Here is a 22,002-nt window from a genome sequence, read left to right as displayed (position 1 = left end):
TCATCGTTTTCTACAGTGTAGACAGGAAGTGTGCGAACAGCATTAACGCGAATCATCAATTTTGTAAAAAAAACTCGTCGCTGTGCGTACATGACGCTATGGGAAATCCGATTAACCGTTTCCTTACATAAACTTAACGATACCAAAACATGACCTTAACGATCACATGCTACGATAGCCCTGTGCCCGTTGAATCGGGACATGGATCAACCTTCAGGGGAAAGGCGTGTGGATCATGATGCAACTTGCCAGTCAAGCACAGGGCAGCCAGGATCAGTTGGCTGTCATGATCGCAACGAGTCAGGACGATATTGAGGAAGCGCTGCGATTGCGCTATCGGGTTTTTGTAGAGGAGGAAAAGAAGCTGCAGCTGATGAACGACTCCGGATTGGAGCAGGATCGTTACGACGAGTTTTGCGATCATCTGATCGTCAAGCATCTGGGCTCTGGACAGGTCGTCGGTACGTATCGGCTGCTCCCGGGCGACCGGGCTATGCAGCATGGCGGCTTTTATTCGGAGAGCGAATTCGATTTGAACGGTTTCGCGGAGCAGAAACCTATGACGATGGAATTGGGCAGAAGCTGTGTCGATCCGGCCTATCGCAGCGGAAAGGTGATCCAGATGCTGTGGGAAGGAATCGCGGCCTGCCTTGCATCAAGCCACCACAAGTACTTGATCGGCTGTGCCAGCGTGCGTCTGAAAAGTCTGGATGAGCTGAATTTGATCTATACGATGCTGCGCAGAAGGAGCATCATCACCGACCGCTTCGGAATCCGCCCTCTGGCTACGCATCGGATTTCCGGCCTGCGGGAGGTCGAAACGGAGCTGAGCGACAAAGAATTGTTCCGCAGGCTTCCTCCGCTTATGAAAGGCTACCAATGGCTTGGGGCAGAGATTGGCGGGGACCCCGCGTATGACGATATTTTTGAAACGATTGATTTTTTGATCGTCTTGGAGAAGGAGCGCGTGACGCGCCGGTACCAAAAGCATTTTTTTCATAGATAGGAGTCGGCACGCTTGTACGATTGGATCGGAAACATGGTCTCGGAGGAAGCCCGGCTGCAGAGCTGGGCACGATGGAGCCGCCGCCTGCCGCGCCGTTGGCTGGAGAAGCTGATTCGTTCGGCAGCCTGGCTGTTGGTCTGCATTTGGGGCAGGGGAATAAGGAGGGCGGTCCTGAACAATATGTCGGAGCTGCTGCCGGATAGGACGGACCGGGAACGAAGGCGGTACGCCAGACAATACTTCCAGCATGCAGGCATGACGTTGTACGAAATCCTCATAGATGCCGAACGGCTGACGGAGGGAGAGGGCCGGCGCTTCGAGCTGCATGGGGAGCGCCATCTGGAGGAGGCGCTGCGGCTCGGACGAGGCGCGATTGTATATGCTCCGCACATGGGGAATTTTTTCTATGCTTATTGGCTTCTTTCTAGAAAATATCCATGCATAACGGTCGGTACGGCCAGCGATCCGGCGCTGGCCCCGCTGTACCGGCGTTTCGAAGCGATGGGCTGCCAAGGCCTCGACTATGACCGGACGCCGCCCTTGAAGCTGTACCGGGCGCTGAGCCGTCACGTGCAGGCGGGCGGGGTTGTCTTTCTGCTGGGCGACTTTTACCGGCCGACCTTCCCGCATGTGCCGTTTTTTGGCCGACTCTCGAGGCTTCCGCAGGGGGCGGCGGCATTGGCGCTGGACGGGAATGTGCCGATTGTGCCGATGTATGCCTGCCGGCTGGGGGAATTCCGCCATCAAATCCGCTTCGAGCCCGGGATCGTGAATTGGGGGAGCGGAAAGGACGCTCGCCGTCAAGCAAGTGTTGAGCTAAGCGGAAGACTGGAACAGATGATCCGCGAGCGGCCGGATCAGTGGTTTTATTGGTTTAACGCGCATGAGCGCTGGGAGCTTTAAATTAGACAACCCCCGTTCGTATCTGAACGGGGGTCTATAGACAGCGTAACCGCTGATGTTCTTTCCGATGTACTTGCACGAAAACAACGAATGCCCTACCTCTCAATCGTCTCCTGCGGCTCCGATGGCCGCGCCTGTCATGAATCCGTGATCCTTCTTGCAGCCGACATGATAAAAAAGGAATATCCCATGCGCAATGATGAGGAAAGTGTGCGCATGCTTAGAAAGAGGGGGAAATCAATTCCCTGAGGTTACACGTCTAACATAATAATCTTATCACCGCTAGATGATCTTGTCAATTTTTATAAAAATCGAGCCCAATCGGCAGCACATTGAGGCGGCGCTGCCGCTAAACAAAAAGATGCCGTTCTCCTGCTGAAAACAGCGGAAGAACGGCTTTGTCATGCGCGTGTGTGCTGCAATCGTCTCGTTAGCCGAGGACAACCTCGATTTGGTACGTACCGCCGTCGCCTGCAACCGGCACAACATTGCCTTCGATGGCCTGGCCGTTGACAGTAATGGACTGCACGCCCTTGGACACGCGATTCGGATTTTTGACGGCAATGTTCAGTGTATCGCCGCGGAAGACGCGGGTGATCGTGTAGCCTTCCCAATCCTTCGGGATACACGGATCGATCTTCAACCCGTCGAAATCTGGCTGAATGCCAAGAATCGCCTGGGTAATCGCGACATAGTTCCAGGCGGCAGTGCCTGTCAGCCAGGAATTCTTCGCTTCCCCTTCGCGCACGGCGTCCTTGCCTGCAATCATCTGCGCATAGACATAAGGCTCCATGCGGTGAATTTCGCTGATGTCCTCCAGATAAGCAGGGGCAATTTTCTTGTACAGCTCGAACGCGCGGTCACCGCGACCGATAACGGTTTCCGCCATCATCACCCAAGGGTTGTTATGGCAGAAGATGCCGGCGTTTTCCTTATAGCCTGGCGGATAGGTCGAAATTTCGCCAAGGTTCAGATAGTACTTCGTAAAGGCCGGGTTGTTCAGCACGATGCCGTAGTCGGTTTCCAATCGTTCCTGCACTGCATTCAAGGATTTCTCAGCCAATCCTTCCTCTACGCCAATGCCGGCCATGACACATATGCCTTGCGGCTCGATGAAAATTTGGCCCTCTTCATTTTCCTTGCTGCCGACCTTCTGGCCGTAGTGATCATACGCACGCAAGAACCAGTCGCCGTCGAAGCCGTGCTCAAGGGTAATCTTGCGCATCTCGTCAATATACCGCTGCGCTTCTGCCGCCTCCTGATCCAATCCTCTGCGCTTGCACAGCTCGACGAAATCCGGACCGACGAAGACGAACAGGCCGGCGATGAAGACGGATTCGGCCACGCGGCCTTCGATGTTGGCGGTCGTCTGGAACGATTCGCCCGGCTCCTTGGAGAAGCAGTTCAGGTTCAAGCAATCGTTCCAGTCAGCGCGTCCGATTAGCGGCAATCCGTGCGGACCTCTATTGTGAATGACATGATAGAACGAACGCTTCAAGTGCTCGAACAGGGTGGCCGTATTGTTCGGGTCGCAGTCGAACGGCACTTGTTCATCGAGTATGCTGAAGTCGCCGGTCTCCTTAATGTAAGCGGAGGTGCCGAGAATCAGCCACAATGGATCGTCGTTGAAGCCGCTGCCGACCTCGTTGTTGCCCTTCTTCGTAAGCGGCTGGTATTGGTGATAGGCGCTGCCATCCTCGAATTGCGTGGAAGCAATATCGATAATTCGCTCTCTGGCCCGCTCCGGAATTTGGTGGACGAAGCCGAGCAAATCCTGGTTGGAATCGCGAAAGCCCATGCCTCGACCGATACCGGACTCGAAATAGGAGGCAGAGCGGGACATGTTGAAGGTGACCATACATTGATACGGATTCCAAATGTTCACCATCCGGTCCAGCTTCTCGTCGCGGCTTTCAATCATGTACTTGGACAGCAGACCGTTCCAGTAGTCGCTTAAGTCCGCCATAGCCTTTTCGACATCGGCATCTGTTGCGAATCGGTCAATCATCGCCTGTGCGCGAGTCTTGTTGATCACATTCGGCGCTTCCCACTTCTCTTCTTCAGGATTTTCCACATAGCCGAGTACGAAGATGAAGCTTTTCTCCTCGCCAGGCTGCAGCGTGATGTGAATCGCATGGGAAGCGATCGGCGACCAGCCGCTGGCCACAGAGTTCGATGCCTGGCCTGCTTCGACTACTTGAGGAGTATCAAGGCCGTTATAGGCGCCAAGGAAGGATTCCCGGTCCGTATCGAAGCCGTCGATGGGGCTGTTCACGGAATAGAAAGCATAGTGGTTCCGGCGCTCGCGGTATTCGGTCTTGTGATAGACAACAGAACCCTTCACCTCCACTTCGCCTGTGCTCAGGTTGCGCTGGAAGTTGGTCATGTCATCATGGGCGTTCCACAAGCAAAACTCGATGAAGGAGAACAACTTGACTTGCTTTTCGGCGCCGGAAGTATTGGAGACGGTCACCTTATGCACTTCGCCGTTGAATTGAAGCGGCACGAGCGCCAGCTGGTTCACGCGGACGCCGTTGCGTTCGCCGGTGATGGACGTGTAGCCCAAGCCGTGCCGGCATTCGTAAAAATCGAGCTCGCGCTTGACAGGCATCCAGCCGGGCGTCCAGTAGTCGCCATTGTCATGCAAATAAAAATAGCGTCCGCCGTTGTCGATAGGAATGTTATTGTAACGATAGCGGGTGATGCGGCGCAGGCGGGCATCGCGATAGAAGCAGTAGCCGCCGGCCGTATTGGACATCAGTCCAAAAAACTGCTCGTTGCCCAAGTAATTAATCCATGGATACGGCGTCTTGGGCGTGTTGATGACGTATTCCTTGCGTGCATCATCAAAGTGACCGAATTTCATTCTTCATGTCTCCTCTCAAAGATCATAAATGAATTAACGCGCGTTCACAGCCGAATAATCTCAGATGGCGAGGATTGTTGGCCAAGCGTGAACAGCGTCCTGCCTTGAAGTCCAAGGCGTTGCGGCCCAAGGCAAGACGCTGGGGGCTACAGCGGTTTGCAGGAATCCCGAATCATGAGCTTAGTCGGAAAGCGAACGGTGTGAAAGGCGATCTGCCTCCGTTCGCACATGGCGATGACGGTATGGACAGCCTCCTTCGACATCTCGTACAGCGGCAGCCGGACAGAGGTGAGCCGCGGCGCCAGCTGGGCGGCTACGGGCACATCGTCGAAGCCGATGATCGACACATCATCCGGTACTTGCAGCCCTTCTTCCTGCAGAGCCTTCATTGCGGCAATGGCCATATCGTCATTGGCCGAGAAGATTGCGGTAGGCCGCGCGCCGCTTTGGATTAGGCGCTTCACTTCCTCGTAGGCTTTGTGCTTCAGGAATTCCCCGTGCAGCACATAGGCTTCCTTGAACGGCAGGCCGCGCGCATGAAGGGTATCCACATAAGCCTGATATCGCTGTCTCCCGGAATACGTGTTGGTCCTGCCTGTAATCATGGCGATCTCCCGATGACCAAGGTCGATCAAGTGTGTAACAGCCTCTTTGGCGCCCTCGTAATCGTCTGTGTTGATAATGGACAAGCAGTTTTGGTTCAGCCGGTTTTCCACGATTTCAGCAACATCATAGTCGATCAGGATGAAGGGCGCGTGCAGCCCGGCAATTTCCTGCACCATAGCTATGTTGGTCTGGGTTCCGACGATAATGCCGCCGTCAATGCGGCGCTGCAAGAACGCCTGGCGTACCTTGGCGAAGTCCTCTTGCGTATATACAGTATGAATGAGGACGTAATAGCCCAGACTGTTCGCCGTATCTACAATGGCATCGACGAATGGAGCAAAATAGTTGTTCTGGTAAATGCGGTTGGAGGACTGATGGTCCGCAATGCTGACGACGAACAAACCGATCGTGTTCGTTCCCTTGCCCGCCAGAACTCTTGCCGAGGTATTCGGCTCATACCGGTACTTCTCGATAACCTTCATGACTTTCCGCCGAGTTTCCTCCGGCACATTCGGGTAATTGTTCATCACTCTTGAAACGGTACTTCGGGATACACCGGCTAGCCTCGCAATATCTTCGCTGCGCATAGTTGTCTCCTTCTGTGTGAACGCGCGTTCTTTTCTTGGTAATATTGTACAGCGGCATCAGCGAAAATTCAATGAAAACGTTTTGAAATCGTGTTGGGGGCGGCGGAGGCGGTGCGCCGTATCGGCGATTCGACAGCGGATCGGCATCGGGGACCGAAGGCAGCTGCGAGAGGGGCTGAAGAGGCGCTGCGGCATGCGCATAATCTCGAGCAGCGGCTGCTCGCTTTACTTCATCGGATTAGTATGTGTGGTTCGATCAGGTGCGCTGCAGCGCCGGAGGGGAGGAATGGTAGCGGCTGACACCCAGCGCATGATGCTCCCACATGAGCTGCTCGATAGCCGCCTGCTGTTCCGGTTCGCAGCGGACCAATACGACGACGTCCGCCCCGCAGGAAGCTGTTCGCGGGGCGCCCTTCTTGCGGATCCGCAAGTATTTAATCGTGAAGCCCAGGAGCATGCCCGAGACAGCGCCGATCACGCCCCACAAGATCGGTCCCCAGCGGAGCAGGTAACCATAGATAGCCCCTAGCAGCATGAATACAGTGCCCAGGACGGCCGCAAGATCAACGAAAGTGACGCCATCAGCATGATGAATCGTATCGAATAGCTGTCTCGGCGCTTTCGGCTTGTCCATGGGCAATGCAAGAATATGCTGCTTGCCTATCCCATGCTGTTCCATGGCGGTGAGCATCAGTTCCAGAAACAGGCTGTTTTCGAACGTGGCGATAATGTGCATGGTTGCTCTTGACTCCTCTATACAGGCATTTCAAAACCCGGACGCTGATAAGATCTTCTCAGGAATTGCACCATTTCTTTATCGTGCAGCTTGTTGTATTCTACTGCGGATACATAACTGTCATAAGCGATGAAGATGTAGATAGACGGCAGGTACAGCGTCCACTGCATATTCAGCACAGATTTGGCCGCTGCGAATTCCCCCGTACATGTATAGTACAACGAATGCGGCAGATGAGACAGGTAGACCAGACCGATGGTTCCGGCAAAGATAAAAAAGCCCGCAATGACCTTATGCAGGTAAATATGTCCGAGACCCGGCATCAGGAATGACCAGACTGCAGCCATAATCGGTTCACGCTTGTCGAGGTAATTGTAGCCCCAGGCATTCATCGTATAAGGCTTGATCGGCGCATCTTCACGTTCAGCCAGCAAGTAAAGCTTGTTGATGTCCACGGAAGAGCGATAGCCGTCCCAGATGCCGTATACATAAATGGCCACATACAGCAGCAGCCATTCTATGGCCAGCACCTGCTTGGCTTTCTCGAATTGGCCCTGCAGGCTGTACATGATGCCAAGATTGACCCTGGCATGCGTATTGACGAACACTTCCCAGGCCGTCAAGACGAATGCCTTCGCATAGCGATGCAGCAGGAAGTTGCCAAATCCGGGAAAGGAAAAGGAGAAGAACGCCGTGATCCATGGGTTTTTGGCATGGATTTGAGTAATGGTCAAGGTTGATATGAATGCCCGGCTCCGCCTGGGTGGGTTCCATCGCTTCACATCGTACACGCTCCGTTCGCTTGTAGAAGGTTCTTTACAATTATTAGCACGATTCAACATTCCTATCCAACCGGCGGCGTGCTGAATTTAGAGGAAATAGTAGGAATTTGTCTGTCCCATGTTGAATGTATTGCATACGAGGTGATGCGGATGGATAACCGGAAACGGCCCGCTCTGATATGGAAAAGGCTCGCGGCTCTTCTTGTTTGTATTGGCCTGGCTGCTGCAGGCTATGCGGTTACGCTTCCGACTGCCTTCGGACTGGACATGATTTTTTCCGGCATCTTCCTGCTCGTTCTGGTTCGCGTGCTTGGGGTATGGGCGGGCACAGGGGAAGCGGCCGTCACTGCCGGGATTGTCTATGCAGGCATTACGCCCAATCCGGTTGTGTTCATGCTTCTCATCGAGATCATGTTCATTGGCGTACTGACAAGAATAGGGAAAGGAACGAGCGTATTCGGGGCGAGCTGCCTGTACTGGGGGTTCCTGGGCCTGCCATTGCTGACTGGAATATTGTATGGATTTGGCGAGCCGGAATTGATAGCCGCTATTCTCATTCTGGGCAAGAGCGCGGCAAACGGGCTGTTCAATGCATGGGTGGCGGATATTCTGTTGATTTACACGCCGGTTCAACGCTGGTTGAGCAGAGAGGGTGTGCAGCAGTATTCGCTGCGGCAAATCATGTTTCATATCACAATGGGTGTCGTAATGGTGCCTTTTTTGCTCTTTACGGTCATTAGCGGATGGTTCCAGTCCAACTCGATTCAGAATCGCAGCGAGGAGCTTGCCGCCAGTGTGGCGCAGTTCGTTCAGGAAGATCTGGGCTCATGGAGCAGCCTGGAGATCACGCAGCTGCAGCTGGGCGGCGCTGTTCAGTTGGGACGCCTTAACGAGCTGCTGCGCCAGTCCAATGCCAAGAACGATTGGATCGTTTCGATGGAGACGCCCTATGGCCTAAGCATGGACGGCACCCGTGTTGAGCGAACCAGCGGCCTCGATGGCTGGCAGAGAAGCGGGAATATTAAGCCATTGGCCGAAGGGCTGTACGAATGGAGTCCCGGGGGCCAGGCGCTGTATGATATCCTGTCCTGGCGAGAGATTGAGCAAATTGTTCAACTATCGATCGATCCGCTGCCGTTTACGTTCTATGTGCGGGTGCCGCTGTCCGCATACATGCAGGATACCCAGCAGTTCTACGCGATCCAGTATGGCGTTATGATCTTATACATCGTATTTGGCACGCTGGCTACGCTGTTCTTAAGCCACAGCATGAGCCGCTCGATTGCCGGACTCGCGCATACGACTATTGATTTGCCCGAAAAATTGAAGCGCCAGGAATCGATTGATTGGCCGTCCAGCAGCTTGCGGGAAATTCATCAGCTGATTACAAATTTCCGCGGCATGTCCGACAATTTATACAGCGCTTTCCTGAAGCTGAAGCAGTCCGAGCAGACGCTGCACGAGCTGGCCTACTTCGATGCCTTGACCCGGCTGCCCAATCGCCGTTCCTTTACAAGAGACCTGTCCCGCCTATTGGACGAAGCGGATGCGCGCGGCAGCCATGCTGCCGTACTGTTCATGGATTTGGATCGCTTTAAGCAAATCAATGATTCCTTGGGACATACCGCCGGCGACGAACTGCTGAAGGGCATAGCCGACCGTCTGCAGAAGGTGATGGGCGACAAAGGCGGCGTCTATCGATTGGGCGGGGATGAATTTACGATTATCCTTCCGGAAACGGAGGAAGAGGAGATTCATGCCTTGGCGCAAGCAGTCCAGCAAGCATGCAGGGAGCCTTATGCCATCTCGGGACAAGAGCTTCGCACCTTTGTAAGCATTGGCATCAGCATGATTCCGCGAGACGGAAATGATCTGGATACGATTGTGCGCCACGCTGACATGGCGATGTATAAAGCGAAAGGGGAGGGGGGCAGAGGTTACGAATTTTACCACGATTCCATCGGACATACAGAGGACCGCATGCTGCTTGAGATCGAGCTGCACAAGGCTGCTGCGAATGAGGAATTCGAGCTGTACTATCAGCCGAAGGTGCAGGTAGCTACCGGCGAAGTGACGGGTGTGGAAGCGCTTATTCGCTGGAATCATGCAGAGAGGGGCGTCGTGCCCCCGGATCAATTTATCCCGTTGGCGGAGGTGACCGGCTTAATTGTACCCATCGGAGAATGGGTGCTCAGAGACGCCTGCAGGCAGGCGAAGCTTTGGCACGACAAGGGCATCTGCCCGCTGGCGGTCTCAGTCAATATATCAGCCCGCCAGCTCAGCGGCGATCATCTGGTACAGACCATAACGCGCATTCTTGAAGAAACGGGCTTGCCGCCGTCCAGTCTGGAGCTGGAGATCACGGAAGGCTCCCTGATTTGGGACAAGGATTTGGCTGTGCGCACATTATCTATCATGAAGCATCTGGGCATTCGAATCAGTATCGACGATTTTGGCACAGGCTATTCTTCCCTGGGCCAATTGAGGCAGCTGCCCATCCATACAATCAAGATTGACAAATCGTTCGTTCGCTCGATTGACAAGGACGGGGTGAATGCGGCCATCGTCGAGGCCATCATTCGCTTATCCAAGAGCATGCAGCTGGAAGTCTTGGCGGAAGGGGTAGAGACTGGGGAGGAGCTGCATATGCTGGAGCGAATCGGGTGCGATCAGGTTCAAGGCTATTTGTTCAGCAAGCCGCTGCCTGCGGAAGCTTGCGAATCCTTATTGACACGAGGAGCCGTTGGCGTAGGATTGCGTAAACAAGGAGGAGGACTGTCGTGAACAATCGACGCGTCGCAATGTTGATCTGCTGTTTTTGTCTGCTGCTCGCCGCGTGCAGAAGCGGAACTGCCGAGCTGAGGACGGATGCAGGCGAGACAAACCTGGTGAGCGTTGGCCGGTTTCATTCATCAGACAAGGAGCTGACGCTATGGACATACTACGATCCTTCGTCCTTGCTTAAGGAATTCAAGAAAATGCACCCGGATGTCCAGCTGCATGTGAGGCTTGTCCAGTATGATACGTTGGTTGAAGACTACTTGGAAGGCTTGGCAGGAGACAATCCGCCGGATATTTTGATCATCGACAATAATAAGATTGGGGCCTTCCGCGCGATTCAAGGCTTGGAGAACTTGCTGGAGTCCCCTTATGAGGGAGAACGCTTCCGCTCTCTGATTCCGGAGCAAATGTGGGGATTCTATTCCTCGCTCAACGAGAAGCGGATGATTGCCATGCCGATACAGATTCTCGGCGCAGTCACTTACTACCGCGCAGATATTTTGGCAGCCCATGGTTTTCCTGCCGAGCCCGCGGAGCTTGCCTACTATTTGGAAAGTCCGGAAAACTGGCTGCATATGGCGAAGGTGCTGAAGGAGCATGATATTTATATTTTCCAATATGCAACCGATCCTTTGGAGGTAACGGGCATGCAGTACAGCCTGCTGGACCAATTTTACCGGTTTGGCCGCAATAATGAAACGGTGCGCAAGGCGGCGGAGCTGGGCAGGGAAATTCGCAAGTACGGCTTGAGCATGCAGCATGATGTCTACCATGCGGCGACACAGGAGGCCATGCAGCAGGACCGCTTTGCGATGTTCTATATGGGGGCCTGGGCAACGCCGGAATTGCAGGGCTGGGCTCCCGGCACAAAGGGGAAATGGCGGATGACCCGTCTGCCTATGAATTTGTACGGCGTGGATGGCGGGTCGTCCATTGCGATCACATCCTCCAGCCGCAACAAGGACCTGGCATGGGATTTCGTGAAATCGGCAACACTCCTCAATGAGGTGATTCATGCTCCGGCGGAGCGGGAATTTTTGGGTGGCCAAGACTTGACGTACTATTACAGCAGTCAATTGCAGAGAATGGAGAAGGCAGCTCCTTCCCCATTCGACGAGAAGCTTGCCCGGTATTGGTCCTCTGGCATTGCAAGTGTGATTGAAAGATCGGATAATATAGGGGATAACCTGAATGCATTGGAAAAAGAAATGATGGATAGCATCACAGAGGATCGCAGACGGCTGATCCATTTCTTGAACATAAAGCCGGATTAGCATGTGCGCGTCCATGCAGGAGGCAAGTAATCAATGGCAGAAACGCATACGTACTCCCGGCGCGAAGAGCTTGTGAATGCCATCACGCATGGTTTGGGCATTGCGCTGAGCGCAGCCGGGTTAGTCATGCTTATTGTACTGGCGAGTATGAAAGGAACGGCGTGGCACGTAGTCAGCTTTACCTTGTTCGGCGTCACGATGCTGATCTTGTACACCTCATCCACCTTGCTGCACAGCTTCCCGGACGGCAAGGTGAAAAATTTGTTCGAAGTGTTTGACCATGCTTCCATCTACTTGTTTATCGCCGGAACGTATACCCCGTTCCTGCTGGTAGCTTTGCGGGGCCCTCTTGGCTGGAGCCTGTTCGGCATCGTTTGGGGCATAGCAGTGGGTGGAACGGTTTTCAAGGTGTTTTTTGTCAAGAAGTTTCTATTCTTGTCTACACTGTTCTATATTGCGATGGGCTGGCTGATTGTGTTCGCATGGGGGCCGCTGAAAGAGACGGTCCCTTACGAGGCCCTGCTTCTGCTGGTGGTCGGAGGCGTGTTGTATACGGTCGGAACGATTTTTTATGTATGGCGGAGCTTTCCTCACCATCATGCCGTCTGGCATCTGTTCGTGTTGGCTGGCTCGGTATTGCATTATTTCTCGGTGCTGCAGCTATTGGAGGTGCAGTAGCCGGACATCCTTGAGCAGGGGAGAGCGGGGCGCATGAATGCGCCCGATTTGGCCTGCACGCTTCAAATGGAGCCGAAGGGTAGGCGTGACGGGTATTAGCGTGAAATGCGTTTTGTCCAACAATCCGCCTCGGAAATAGCGCGGCTTATAGGAGATAATGAAGGCCTTGGGCGAATGCTCCTGAATCTTCTTCGTCAGCCTTCGCTCGTTCGAGCGCTTGACCAATACCGTCATGACCATACGCCCGCCGTCACGCCCGTCGGCATGCCAGCTAGTAACGCCGCAGCCTTGCTCGCGCAAGACATCATGCTCAGCAGAGAAGCGAGCAGCTGCTGCGACTTCATAACCCAAATGATTCTTAATGTAAATAATGATACATATACGATATTAATGACGACAATCGCCCATACAATCTCCAATCCGTTCACGGAACCATCCTTTCTGCGGTTTGCCTTGCTGCAACACTGGTAGTTGCTGCTTCGTCATCCGAGCGCCGCTTCGTGGAGCAGGATCATCTACCGGGCACGCACAGAGGCTTTTCAGTACCTATATCCTTGCCCCGACTCACGAAGTTTCATCCTGGATCAGGAGCCAAATATCCGTTTGCTTCGGATGATAGACGGATGGTATGATGAGTAAGAGGAGTCTGAAGGAATGGAGCCGACGATATAACATGCGCTTACTACGCACCATGAGATATAACATGATAAGGCTTTTTCGGATCAAGGCGGGGGCGCATCGCATTGCGCTCGGCTTTGTAGTCGGTTTTTTTCCTTGCTGGTTTCCAACATTCGGCGTGGGGCCTGTCCTATCCGTTGCACTGACCCGTTGGATTAAGGGGAATGTGGTAGCGGCAATCGTAGCGGCCTCGGTGGGGTCTTTTCTTTGGCCATTTTTGTTCTACTTGAACTATATGTCAGGGAAGCTGATCACGGATAATTGGAGCCGAACGCCGGACCCTGACGAGGATTACGCAACAACCGCCGAACAAGTCATTTCGTTGAGTGATTTAGGTATGGATTTTATAGTAGGCTCGCTGATGAACAGCATAATCTTGACTGTGGTAGGGTATTGGCTGCTGCGGGCCATCTTTACGCATTATCGGCCGCACATATACAGATGGATCAAGAAGACTACGCTCAAAAAGCGCAGACGGGCGAAGCAGAATTGAACGAGCATGAATCAACTGGGAACAGGCACAAGATGCAGGGCCTGTTCTTTTTCGTCATTTCCGATACAAATTGTATGAACTATGTGAAAAATCCCTTGACATGATACATAACGTATCATATCCTGAATATGTGAATAGGGCAATGGGCGAAAGCCGGCCGCCCGAAGCATGCTTTTCATTTGTTAGGGCATGCTCAACATCATGATCGCAACAGAACAAATTGTGGGGTGTATGATGGACAGCCGATTGCATGTCCCGAAGCTGCGCAGAAATTATCAGAAGGTTGAAAATATGGGCGCAGACAGGCGCAAATCCTTGCTATCCGCGAGCTGTGACATCGACAAAAGAATATAAAATACACCAACGGATTTCGACATGATTTTTAATGGATCGGCTATATAATGGAAACATGCTAAAAATATAAACGAATTCAAATGGATGGGTGAGGATGATTGTCGTGGGAAACCAAAAAATAATTGTGGACATCCATGAGATCATGCAGCAGATGGGCATAAAACGTGATGCGTTTGATATATACGTGACAAAACATGCAGATCCGGGAATCGCCCAAGAATTGGCTGGCGATCGAATCCAAGAATACTGCAACAGCGAACAAGATGAACCACACACGGCTCCCGACAAAAAAGAATGGCAAACAGACCCCGCAGAACTAATCATCGCAACCTTATGAATTTGCTGCTACCTCATTAATCGTTCATTGATCGTTCAGCCCGAATAAAGGCGATGAAACGTTTCGCTTCCTCCACAGTCAGCTTTCTGCCATCAATCGTCAAGTCAAACTGCTCGAGAATGCGCTCGTCAGCCAATTCCAAAGAGTCCTGGAACAATTGGACGTTGGAATCAAGCCTGCTTTGGGGATCATTCGTACGTCCCAGAATATAATCAATAGAAACCTGGAAATATTCGGCGATCGCTTCGATGGTTTCGTAATCCGGCTCTCTTCGATTGTTTTCATAGTGAGACAAGGCGGCACGGGTAATTCCCAGCTTGCGGGCAAATTCTTCTTGTGTCAGATGTCTGGCTCCCCTCAGCCGGGCAATACGGTGACCATAGTTCATAGGAAGACCTCCTCCTGGGAAGGGAAAATTCTGCATGAAAGAAAAAAACGCTTGACACGATACGACTTGTATCATACAGTAACAGTAGGTTGTCGTTACGGTTCGTATCGATTAAAAGCGAAAATTGTCAATCGTATGAATCTTGACTGGGTACGGACTTGACCGCATGAACGAAGCTCGTTTGCTTTGACCGAACATTTCTTCTGCATATTTGTCATTATATACTACGATAAGAGTACCGCGCAACTAGGAGTCGCGCTATTGCGTTCAACCAAAGCCGCGAGCGGTGTGGATATGAACAGAGGGAGTGAGATGAGGATGGAACACTTTTATTGCTGCAGATGCGGACAAATCAGAAAGCCCCATCCGGGGTCCCGAATTTTCCGTACCGGCTTCTATCGGGTACACACCAAACTGGGCAAGTGTCTGGAATGCGAAGCAGAGAACGTCCGGATATCTATTCGATCTGTTCCCAGTACCGCATAAGCAAGGCACATTTTTTTTTTGGCTCGTGTGATACGGAATGTATCACAGTCGACTTCAACCGAATGATGTCGAGAAAGACATGTATGGAAATTCACCGCGTTTAGAAGTCTCATTTGACGGAAGCTGGTTACCATTGTACGAAGGGGGAGCAAGACGTTGGACGTAAAAAGAATGCTGTCTCTAGTCACGATGCTGGATATTGCCGATTATGCGGCAGCGAAGGAGCGCCGCTCCCATGATTCTGGCCGGACGGCAAAACAGGAGTATGATGCGATGGAGCTTGAAACCCGGCACGCGAAGAATGCATCCTGGAAAGACGGGCCCCGACAGGTCGTGCAACGTCAGCGCTTTCCCCGGCATGGGATCGGGATGTTGTTCATCATGGCTCGCTTGCAGCCGCTTCCGGGAATGCATACTTGCTGGGTGTCCGTACCTATCGAAGGTACATGGAAAACGCCAAATCTGACAGTTCATTCGACCAGCTGGTGTAAGAGAGACTGGAAAGGATGGTTGGTATGCAGGCAAGTTATGAAGCAACAAGCGCTATAGCCAGGGGGCGCTATGAGCGATGGATGCGCTTTGACCTGATGGAGCCGTGGAAGCATGAGCTGCAGCAAGTCAAGGATCCGAAGGAAATGGAAGACCGCTTTTACAGACATTTGGAATACGGAACCGGCGGGCTGCGGGGGGAAATCGGAGCGGGGATTAATCGCATCAATACGTATACGATACGCAGGGCGGCTATGGGCTTGGCCTTGTACTTACGCCGCAAGGGGCTTGCGTATATGAAAAAAGGAGTCGTCATTTCTTACGATAATCGCATGTTCTCCGCGCATTTTGCCGAGGAGACGGCACTCGTGCTCGCGCGCGGCGGCATTCCCGTTTACTTGTTTGACCGGATGCGTCCGACGCCGATGCTATCCTTCGCGGTAAGGGAATTGAAGGCCGCGGCCGGCGTTGCGGTTACGGCCAGCCATAATCCGGCAGAATATAATGGCTTGAAGATATTCGGGGAGAATGGCGGACAAATTACGCCGAAAATTGCGGCAGCACTGATGCGCAGCATGGAGAGAGTGAACGACGAACTGCTTGTGGAGGCCATGCGCTTGCAGCAGGCCATGCGCAAAGGCTACCTTACATACATTGGCGATGATCTGGAAGAGAGCTACTACCGCCGACTTGAGGAGCTTGTTTTGGATGCCGAGTCAGCCAGGCGGATGGGAGAGGTGCTGTCCGTCGTGTATACACCGCTGCATGGCTGCGGCGGCATTCCGGTAAGGGAGGCGCTGGGACGCGCCGGATTTACGCATGTGTACAAGGTTGAAGCGCAAGAGAAGCCGGACCCTTACTTCCCGACCGTTGATGCACCAAACCCGGAGGAAGAGGAAGCTATGTCGCTGGCGACGGACACAGCCAAACAAGTCCATGCGGACCTCATCTTGGGTACAGATCCCGATGTTGACCGAACGGGTGTGGCTGTACGAACGCACAACGGGAGTTACCTTCAGCTATCCGGCAACCAATTGGGGGCCTTGCTTCTCGATTATGTGCTGATGCAGAGGCATAGGCACAACAGCCTGCCGGAGAATGGCGCGTGGATCAAGTCCATTGTGACATCCGACTTAGGCCGCCGCATTGCAGACGAGTATGGAGTGGAAACAGTTGAAACCCTGATCGGTTTTAAGTATATCGCAGAGAAGATAGCTGATTTCGAACAGCAGGGGACGCGAACCTTCCTCTTCGGCTGCGAGGAAAGCCACGGCTATTTGGCTGGTGATTTCGTCCGCGACAGGGACGGCATTCAGACGTGCCAGCTTGTATGCGAGATGGCCGCGTATCACAAGTCTCTGGGCCGTACGCTGGATGAAGTGCTGGAGCAGTTATATGCGCGTCACGGCTATCACCGCGAAAGCCAGTTTTCCTATGTGTGGAAAGGGCGGGAGGGCGCGAGTCGCATGAAGCGAATTATGCGGCAGCTGCGCAAGCAGCCTGTCCCTGATTGGAGGCACAATGGCGCGGCCAAGGTGTACGATTATTTGAGCAGTACTGTCACTTATGCAGACGGGAGAAGTGAAGCGTTGCATATGCTGCGTGCAGATGTTATGAAGTATGTGCTGCAAGACGGTTCGTGGGTTGCCGTGCGCCCTTCCGGAACAGAGCCCAAGCTTAAAGTTTACTTCGGGGTGTCCGGCAAGACTCGAGAAAGCTGCGAGCGCAAACATCAATCTCTCTGCCAGCAGGTCGAATTGTGGCTGGAGCAAGTATTCGAGGAAGCCAAGCATCAGAGGAAGCGGCGCAAGAACCAGAGATAGTTGATCCTGCCCATCTTTCCCCGCTCCGCCGGGTTGGTTGATTGGAATAGACGTAGCAAGCTGCTGTCCCTTTCGTTTTCTCTGGGACAGCCTTTTCGCGTTTTTGCACTCGAATTGGGGTCAGGGACAAAAAAAATCGCCCTTCCGCAAGCGGCGCTTCAGCATCCGCTTGCGGAAGGAGCGATGACAACGACCTGCCGCGGGTCAAACCTTGAATTGGTTCATCTCTTTCTGGAGCCGGGCAGCCATCGACTGAAGCGATTCGGAGGAAGCCGAAATCTCTTCGTTCGAAGCCAGCTGCTCTTCGGCAGCAGCCGACACGTTCTGCGTAATGTCGGTATTCTTGCGGGTGATGTCCAGCATTTCGTCTAAGGAAGCGCTAACCTGCTCCGAACCTGCTGATATTTCTTCGGCAGCTGCAGATATTTCCTGCACCTGCATGTTGACATGCTCAACCGCTGCCATAATGCTGGCGAAGGATTGTCCTGTTTCGCCGGCAAGCTGACGGCCTTTGGCCACTTCCTGCACACTGTCCTTCATGGACATGACCGCGTGGTCGACTGTGATGAGAATATCCCGCACAATATCGGCAATTTCGAACGTGGACGAGCGGGATTGCTCGGCCAGCTTTTTGACCTCGGCGGCGACAACGGTGAAACCGCGTCCATGTTCCCCGGCCCGGGCCGCCTCAATGGAGGCATTCAGCGACAAAAGCTGCGTTTGCTGAGAGATCTCAGAGATGACGCCGACAATTTCTTCGATTTTTCTTGATTTGTCTCCCATTTCCTGCACGACAGTTGCCAGCTTGTCCATCGTATCGCTGATGCTCGACATTTGACTGGATACTTCTCCGATTGCGCCGTTCCCTGCCTGTGCCCGCTGTGTCGCTTCAGCGGAGGATTCGGCAACAGAACTGGAAGATTCGGCGATACGGCTGATGCCGGTCGCAATTTCCTGCATGGCGCGGGTGCTTTGCTCAGCACCGGACAGCTGGGTTTCGGCCATGTTGGCGGCCTCCGCCATCTCGTTGGTGATCTGATCGGAGGATTGGGCAGCCTGCTGACTGGCTGTAAGCAGCTGTTTCGACGACTCCGCCAAATCGCTGGCCATTTGTTGGTTTTCCCGTATAATCGCTCTCCACTTTTCGACCATGCTGTCGAAGGCTGTTCCTACCTCGCTCAGCTCGTCCTTGCCCTTCAGATTGGCCTGCACGGTCAGATCGCCGCTGGCGATCGCGGTCGAAGCGTCACGAAGCTTGGACACGGCATGGCGAACAGCAAAGTAAAAGCCGACGAACAGATAAGCGGCTACTAGGAATACTACAGCAATCATGGTGATCGTGAGGCCGGCGCTTACCTTGTCTGCAGTAACGCGTTGATCCAGTATAGCATACAACTCTTGCGATAACGCGCCTTTCAGTGCCAGTCTGGCCTCAGTCGATTGCAGTTCCATCTCAAGGACTGTCGTCGGGTCCATGTCCAGAATATGGTTGGAGCGAACAATCTTCACGTATTCAGCCAGGCGTTCCGAGATATCTATGTATGCGGTGATCGGTTCACTAAGCACGGCTTCCAAAGCAGGTTCTCCGCGATAAATGGCTTGTTCGACCCTGCGGAGGTTCTGAATGCCTTCGGTAATGCTATTGATATGCGTGATCAATTTCTCATCATCGCTCGCGGTCATCTCCTTGCTGACAATGAGCCCGGTCGCCAAGGATTGGGAGAGGCTGACATCTTCAGCGAGTCGCGGAACCGTGCTCGTCAACGCTTCTACCAGATAGGAACTGGCTATTTCGGGGTCAAGATTGAGATTCGTCTGGTCTGCAACCAGCCTGTTGAATTCCAGCAAGCTGGCAGTCCAATTGGAGTGCAGCACATTGCTTTCCGAAGGAGACAAGTTTGAATATGTTTGACTAATGCTGTTCCACTCTTCCTTAAGGGACTGCCACTCTTCTTTCAGAGTCGGGTATCGACTGTCAGCTGCGAAGAGTTCATCAACGCGAAGGATGGCTGCGGACAGTTCCTCTTGATTGGATGCAGCCGCATCCTCGAAGGAACCCATGCCCAGCAGCTGGACACTGGCCAAGGATCTATGCTCTTGGACTTGCAGCAGCACATCGTTGAGCGCCATGGAATAGGCGACACCGGTCTTCTCTCTTTCGGTCAGTTGGACCGAGGCGTTTCTCTCAGCGAAAAAAACATAAAACAGCAAACAAATCGGGACCATAAATACAAGGGACACAAGGATGAACTTATGCGCGTACTTGAACCGATCCATCATCATGACTGCCGGTCGAAAAATAGCGCTGAGCACCTGAATTCTCTTGTTTACAGTAGGTTTAGGCATTGTCTCTGACTCCTCTCATGGTGACTGTCTGTATATGTAGCATGCCTAACTATATCAATTATATCGGCAAGCGGAAGTCGAAATTTTTTAGGGATTTATAAAAAAATGACCACTGGATAATTGTGGCACGCGCTATTCATGCAAATTCAGACTATTTTTTTTCGGAGCAAGATGTATAATGACAGAGAAAGGAAGGAAGGAATTGCATGACGAAGAAAGTAGCGATCATCTCGATCAAGAGCTTGCTGATATTTGCGGCGCTCTATTTTATGCTAGTTCACGTCAAATTGCCATTTGCGGAAGTGCTGTACTTCCTGACACATACCAATACAAATTTTTATGTTTCGGTTTTGCTCTTTACCGCTTTTCTCATGCTGCAGGCCTGGATTTGGGTGCAGATTCTGAATGACTCCGGAAAGGCGATGCCGTGGTTCAAAGGCATGATGATCTATATCAACTCGCAATTTGCCAAGTACATACCGGGCGGGTTTTGGAATTATCTTGGACGCATATACTATACAAGCAGGGAAGGCATTCCACTGCAAACACAGCTAGTCACGCTGCTGTACGAGAACATTTTGCTGGTGATGGCCGCTTCCGTCTACGCCGTCATATTGGCAAAGCTGACAGGGATGATCGGCTTTGCTTGGCTCGCGGTGTTCGTTGTCGGCTTGGCCCTGTTTTTTTTCTATTATCAACCGGTAACTGGTATACTGGAAAAAGGCGTCCATCGGTTTATCAAGAAATTTCGCCATGTGCCGATGACGTTGACGAGGAGAAGCTTTTTTACTTATTTGTTCTACTTTCTCGTCAGTCATATGGTTATGGGATGGGCGTTCTGGCTGCTGCTTGTCAGCATGGGCGTCCATAATATCGGCTTCTTCTATGCAGCCGGCACATTCGCGGCAGCATGGCTGATAGGGCTCATGAGTCCGCTCCCTGGGGGGCTGGGGGTACGGGAAGGCATTATCGTGTTTTTGATCGGTCTCGTCGTCAAGGATGCGGCGTTGGCCACGCAAATTTCAATCATTGCACGGATATGGAATGTGATCAGCGAAGTGCTGTTTTTCTTGATCGTGAACGGCGCGTATCACTTGAGAAGAAGGTGGGGGCATCAGTGAAAAAGAAGAAGGTGCTGCTTGTCACCGGTGTGTTTCCGCCGGGAATTGGCGGCATGCAGAGCTACTACTATCATTTGTGCCGCAGCTCCAAACTGGACATGACGGTATTGGCGCCGCGGTATGAAGGGGATGCGGCATTCGACGCGGTGCCGCAAAGCTATAAAATTATACGGGGGCCGTTCTTCAAGGACGAGAAGGTCAATCCGGCTAGCTGGTTGAATTTGCTTTGGTACACGTGGCGCACAATTCGCCGGGAGAAGATTGAGGTCACGGTATATGGATACATTCTGATCGGCTTTATCGGGTGGCTGTTCAACTTGCTGTTCGGCAAGGAGTACGTCATCTCCACGCACGGCAAAGATATGATGGAGTTCCGCCATATTTTCGGGCTGCGCTTCCTGACGAAGATCATCCTGAGAAGGGCAACCGGCATCTTGACCAATAGCGAATTTACCCGTAAGGAAGTGGAGAAGTACGGGGTTGACCCGCACCGTATCCAGTTGATTTATCCGGGAGTGGAGGATATCTATGTTCCGGAGGCGAAAGATCCGGCGCTTGTCGCGAAGCATGGCCTCGAAGGGAAATACGTGCTGATGACCGTTGGACGGCTCGTGCGGCGCAAGGGACATGATATGGTTATTCGTTCCTTGCCCGAGGCTGCCAAGCATATACCGAACCTGGTCTATCTGATCGTGGGAGACGGCCCGGAACGGGGACGGCTGGAGCAGCTGGCGCGCGAATGCGGCGTGCAGGACCGGGTGATCTTCGCCGGTTATGTGGAAGGCAACGATGCAGCCAAGAAATACTACAACCTGTGCGATCAGTTCATTATGACGAGCCGGCTGTTGGAGGATAAGGGCGATGTGGAGGGCTTCGGCATCGTCTATCTCGAAGCGGCAAGCTGCCGCAAGGCCGTGATCGCCGGCAATTCCGGCGGCGTGGGCGAAGCGGTGCTGCATGAGGAGACGGGGTTGCTGGTCGATCCGGAATCGCCCGAGGAGATCGCCGCATCCATTGTGAAGCTGCATCAGCAGCCGGAGCTCCGCGAGGCCTTGGCGAAAGCCGCTTATGATCGGGCCAAAAAGAGCTTTCGCTATAAGAGGCTGGGCGAACAGTTCGATACGTATTTGGCCAACGTCAGCCGCATGTCAGTCATGCGTGCGGAGGACATCGCCGCGCTGAAAGCGCGATTGCGTTTATGAAATGCCATACATCGAGACGAGCCGGCTTATAGTCGGCTCGTCTTGTTATGGTACGCCCAGCATGGG

At 53.0% G+C, this 22,002-nt stretch carries 19 protein-coding genes; 11 read left to right on the top strand and 8 right to left on the bottom strand.

Annotation, left to right across the window (positions count from 1 at the left end; genetic code table 11):
• The first annotated feature begins 235 nt into the window (after positions 1-235).
• Positions 236-1,006, top strand: coding sequence for a GNAT family N-acetyltransferase (locus XYCOK13_RS01635; RefSeq protein ID WP_213410140.1), 771 nt, complete (start codon positions 236-238; stop codon positions 1,004-1,006).
• Between the two features lie 12 nt (positions 1,007-1,018).
• The gene (locus XYCOK13_RS01630) at positions 1,019-1,909 is read left to right on the top strand and encodes a lysophospholipid acyltransferase family protein (RefSeq protein ID WP_213410108.1); all 891 of its coding nucleotides are present in this window, start codon (positions 1,019-1,021) and stop codon (positions 1,907-1,909) included.
• Between the two features lie 430 nt (positions 1,910-2,339).
• Here the strand turns inward: XYCOK13_RS01630 and XYCOK13_RS01625 are convergent, their stop codons facing one another.
• From XYCOK13_RS01625 to XYCOK13_RS01610, 4 genes are all read right to left on the bottom strand, one after another.
• Positions 2,340-4,775, bottom strand: coding sequence for a glycoside hydrolase family 94 protein (locus XYCOK13_RS01625; RefSeq protein WP_213410107.1), 2,436 nt, complete (start codon positions 4,773-4,775; stop codon positions 2,340-2,342).
• Positions 4,776-4,921: 146 nt separating this feature from the next.
• Positions 4,922-5,968 (bottom strand): LacI family DNA-binding transcriptional regulator, encoded by a 1,047-nt coding sequence (locus XYCOK13_RS01620; protein ID WP_213410106.1) that lies wholly within the window; start codon positions 5,966-5,968, stop codon positions 4,922-4,924.
• 256 nt (positions 5,969-6,224) lie between these two features.
• A complete protein-coding gene (locus tag XYCOK13_RS01615) occupies positions 6,225-6,704 on the bottom strand; it encodes a hypothetical protein (protein ID WP_213410105.1) in 480 nt (159 codons plus the stop codon).
• A 17-nt stretch (positions 6,705-6,721) separates the two neighbouring features.
• Entirely contained in the window at positions 6,722-7,486 is a 765-nt protein-coding gene (locus XYCOK13_RS01610; protein WP_213410104.1) for a hypothetical protein, read from the bottom strand.
• Between the two features lie 150 nt (positions 7,487-7,636).
• Between XYCOK13_RS01610 and XYCOK13_RS01605 the strand changes: the two genes are divergently transcribed.
• The 3 genes from XYCOK13_RS01605 to trhA are packed head-to-tail and all read left to right on the top strand — an operon-like array spanning position 7,637 to position 12,219.
• The gene (locus XYCOK13_RS01605; RefSeq protein WP_213410103.1) at positions 7,637-10,270 is read left to right on the top strand and encodes a putative bifunctional diguanylate cyclase/phosphodiesterase; all 2,634 of its coding nucleotides are present in this window, start codon (positions 7,637-7,639) and stop codon (positions 10,268-10,270) included.
• Positions 10,267-11,541: an ABC transporter substrate-binding protein gene (locus tag XYCOK13_RS01600; RefSeq protein ID WP_213410102.1), complete on the top strand. Its 1,275-nt coding sequence runs from the start codon at positions 10,267-10,269 to the stop codon at positions 11,539-11,541. The genes XYCOK13_RS01605 and XYCOK13_RS01600 overlap by 4 nt, the downstream gene beginning before the upstream one ends.
• A gap of 33 nt (positions 11,542-11,574) precedes the next feature.
• Complete coding sequence (trhA, locus tag XYCOK13_RS01595; RefSeq protein WP_213410101.1) at positions 11,575-12,219, top strand: PAQR family membrane homeostasis protein TrhA; 645 nt, start codon at positions 11,575-11,577, stop codon at positions 12,217-12,219.
• On the opposite strand, the gene XYCOK13_RS22275 is transcribed toward trhA, so the two are convergent.
• On the bottom strand, positions 12,202-12,453 hold the full coding sequence (locus XYCOK13_RS22275) for a DUF2179 domain-containing protein (protein ID WP_373314294.1): 252 nt from the start codon (positions 12,451-12,453) through the stop codon (positions 12,202-12,204). The two genes, trhA and XYCOK13_RS22275, sit on opposite strands and share 18 nt — an antisense overlap.
• Positions 12,450-12,647, bottom strand: coding sequence for a hypothetical protein (locus XYCOK13_RS22270; RefSeq protein WP_373314293.1), 198 nt, complete (start codon positions 12,645-12,647; stop codon positions 12,450-12,452). Before XYCOK13_RS22270 ends, XYCOK13_RS22275 begins: the two co-directional genes overlap by 4 nt.
• A gap of 200 nt (positions 12,648-12,847) precedes the next feature.
• On the opposite strand from XYCOK13_RS22270, the gene XYCOK13_RS01585 reads away from it, so the two are divergent.
• Together XYCOK13_RS01585 and XYCOK13_RS01580 are read left to right on the top strand one after the other, a co-directional pair.
• Positions 12,848-13,390, top strand: coding sequence for a DUF2062 domain-containing protein (locus XYCOK13_RS01585; protein ID WP_308443003.1), 543 nt, complete (start codon positions 12,848-12,850; stop codon positions 13,388-13,390).
• A gap of 448 nt (positions 13,391-13,838) precedes the next feature.
• Positions 13,839-14,081, top strand: a complete 243-nt coding sequence (locus XYCOK13_RS01580) for a hypothetical protein (protein ID WP_213410099.1) — start codon at positions 13,839-13,841, stop codon at positions 14,079-14,081.
• A 16-nt stretch (positions 14,082-14,097) separates the two neighbouring features.
• Here the strand turns inward: XYCOK13_RS01580 and XYCOK13_RS01575 are convergent, their stop codons facing one another.
• Positions 14,098-14,469, bottom strand: coding sequence for a helix-turn-helix domain-containing protein (locus XYCOK13_RS01575; RefSeq protein ID WP_213410098.1), 372 nt, complete (start codon positions 14,467-14,469; stop codon positions 14,098-14,100).
• A gap of 642 nt (positions 14,470-15,111) precedes the next feature.
• On the opposite strand from XYCOK13_RS01575, the gene XYCOK13_RS01570 reads away from it, so the two are divergent.
• The gene (locus XYCOK13_RS01570) at positions 15,112-15,504 is read left to right on the top strand and encodes a hypothetical protein (protein WP_213410097.1); all 393 of its coding nucleotides are present in this window, start codon (positions 15,112-15,114) and stop codon (positions 15,502-15,504) included.
• Positions 15,471-17,267 (top strand): phospho-sugar mutase, encoded by a 1,797-nt coding sequence (locus tag XYCOK13_RS01565; RefSeq protein ID WP_213410096.1) that lies wholly within the window; start codon positions 15,471-15,473, stop codon positions 17,265-17,267. The genes XYCOK13_RS01570 and XYCOK13_RS01565 overlap by 34 nt, the downstream gene beginning before the upstream one ends.
• A gap of 204 nt (positions 17,268-17,471) precedes the next feature.
• Here the strand turns inward: XYCOK13_RS01565 and XYCOK13_RS01560 are convergent, their stop codons facing one another.
• Positions 17,472-19,613, bottom strand: coding sequence for a methyl-accepting chemotaxis protein (locus XYCOK13_RS01560; protein WP_213410095.1), 2,142 nt, complete (start codon positions 19,611-19,613; stop codon positions 17,472-17,474).
• Between the two features lie 206 nt (positions 19,614-19,819).
• Between XYCOK13_RS01560 and XYCOK13_RS01555 the strand changes: the two genes are divergently transcribed.
• Both XYCOK13_RS01555 and XYCOK13_RS01550 read left to right on the top strand, forming a co-directional pair.
• On the top strand, positions 19,820-20,734 hold the full coding sequence (locus tag XYCOK13_RS01555; RefSeq protein ID WP_213410094.1) for a lysylphosphatidylglycerol synthase transmembrane domain-containing protein: 915 nt from the start codon (positions 19,820-19,822) through the stop codon (positions 20,732-20,734).
• Positions 20,731-21,936 (top strand): glycosyltransferase family 4 protein, encoded by a 1,206-nt coding sequence (locus XYCOK13_RS01550; RefSeq protein WP_213410093.1) that lies wholly within the window; start codon positions 20,731-20,733, stop codon positions 21,934-21,936. The genes XYCOK13_RS01555 and XYCOK13_RS01550 overlap by 4 nt, the downstream gene beginning before the upstream one ends.
• Positions 21,937-22,002: the final 66 nt, after the last annotated feature.

It is taken from the genome of Xylanibacillus composti, assembly GCF_018403685.1.
Taxonomy (GTDB): Bacteria; Bacillota; Bacilli; order Paenibacillales; family K13; genus Xylanibacillus; species Xylanibacillus composti.
Note: the sequence above shows the minus strand (reverse complement) of the source record. Positions and strands in the feature narration are given on the sequence as shown.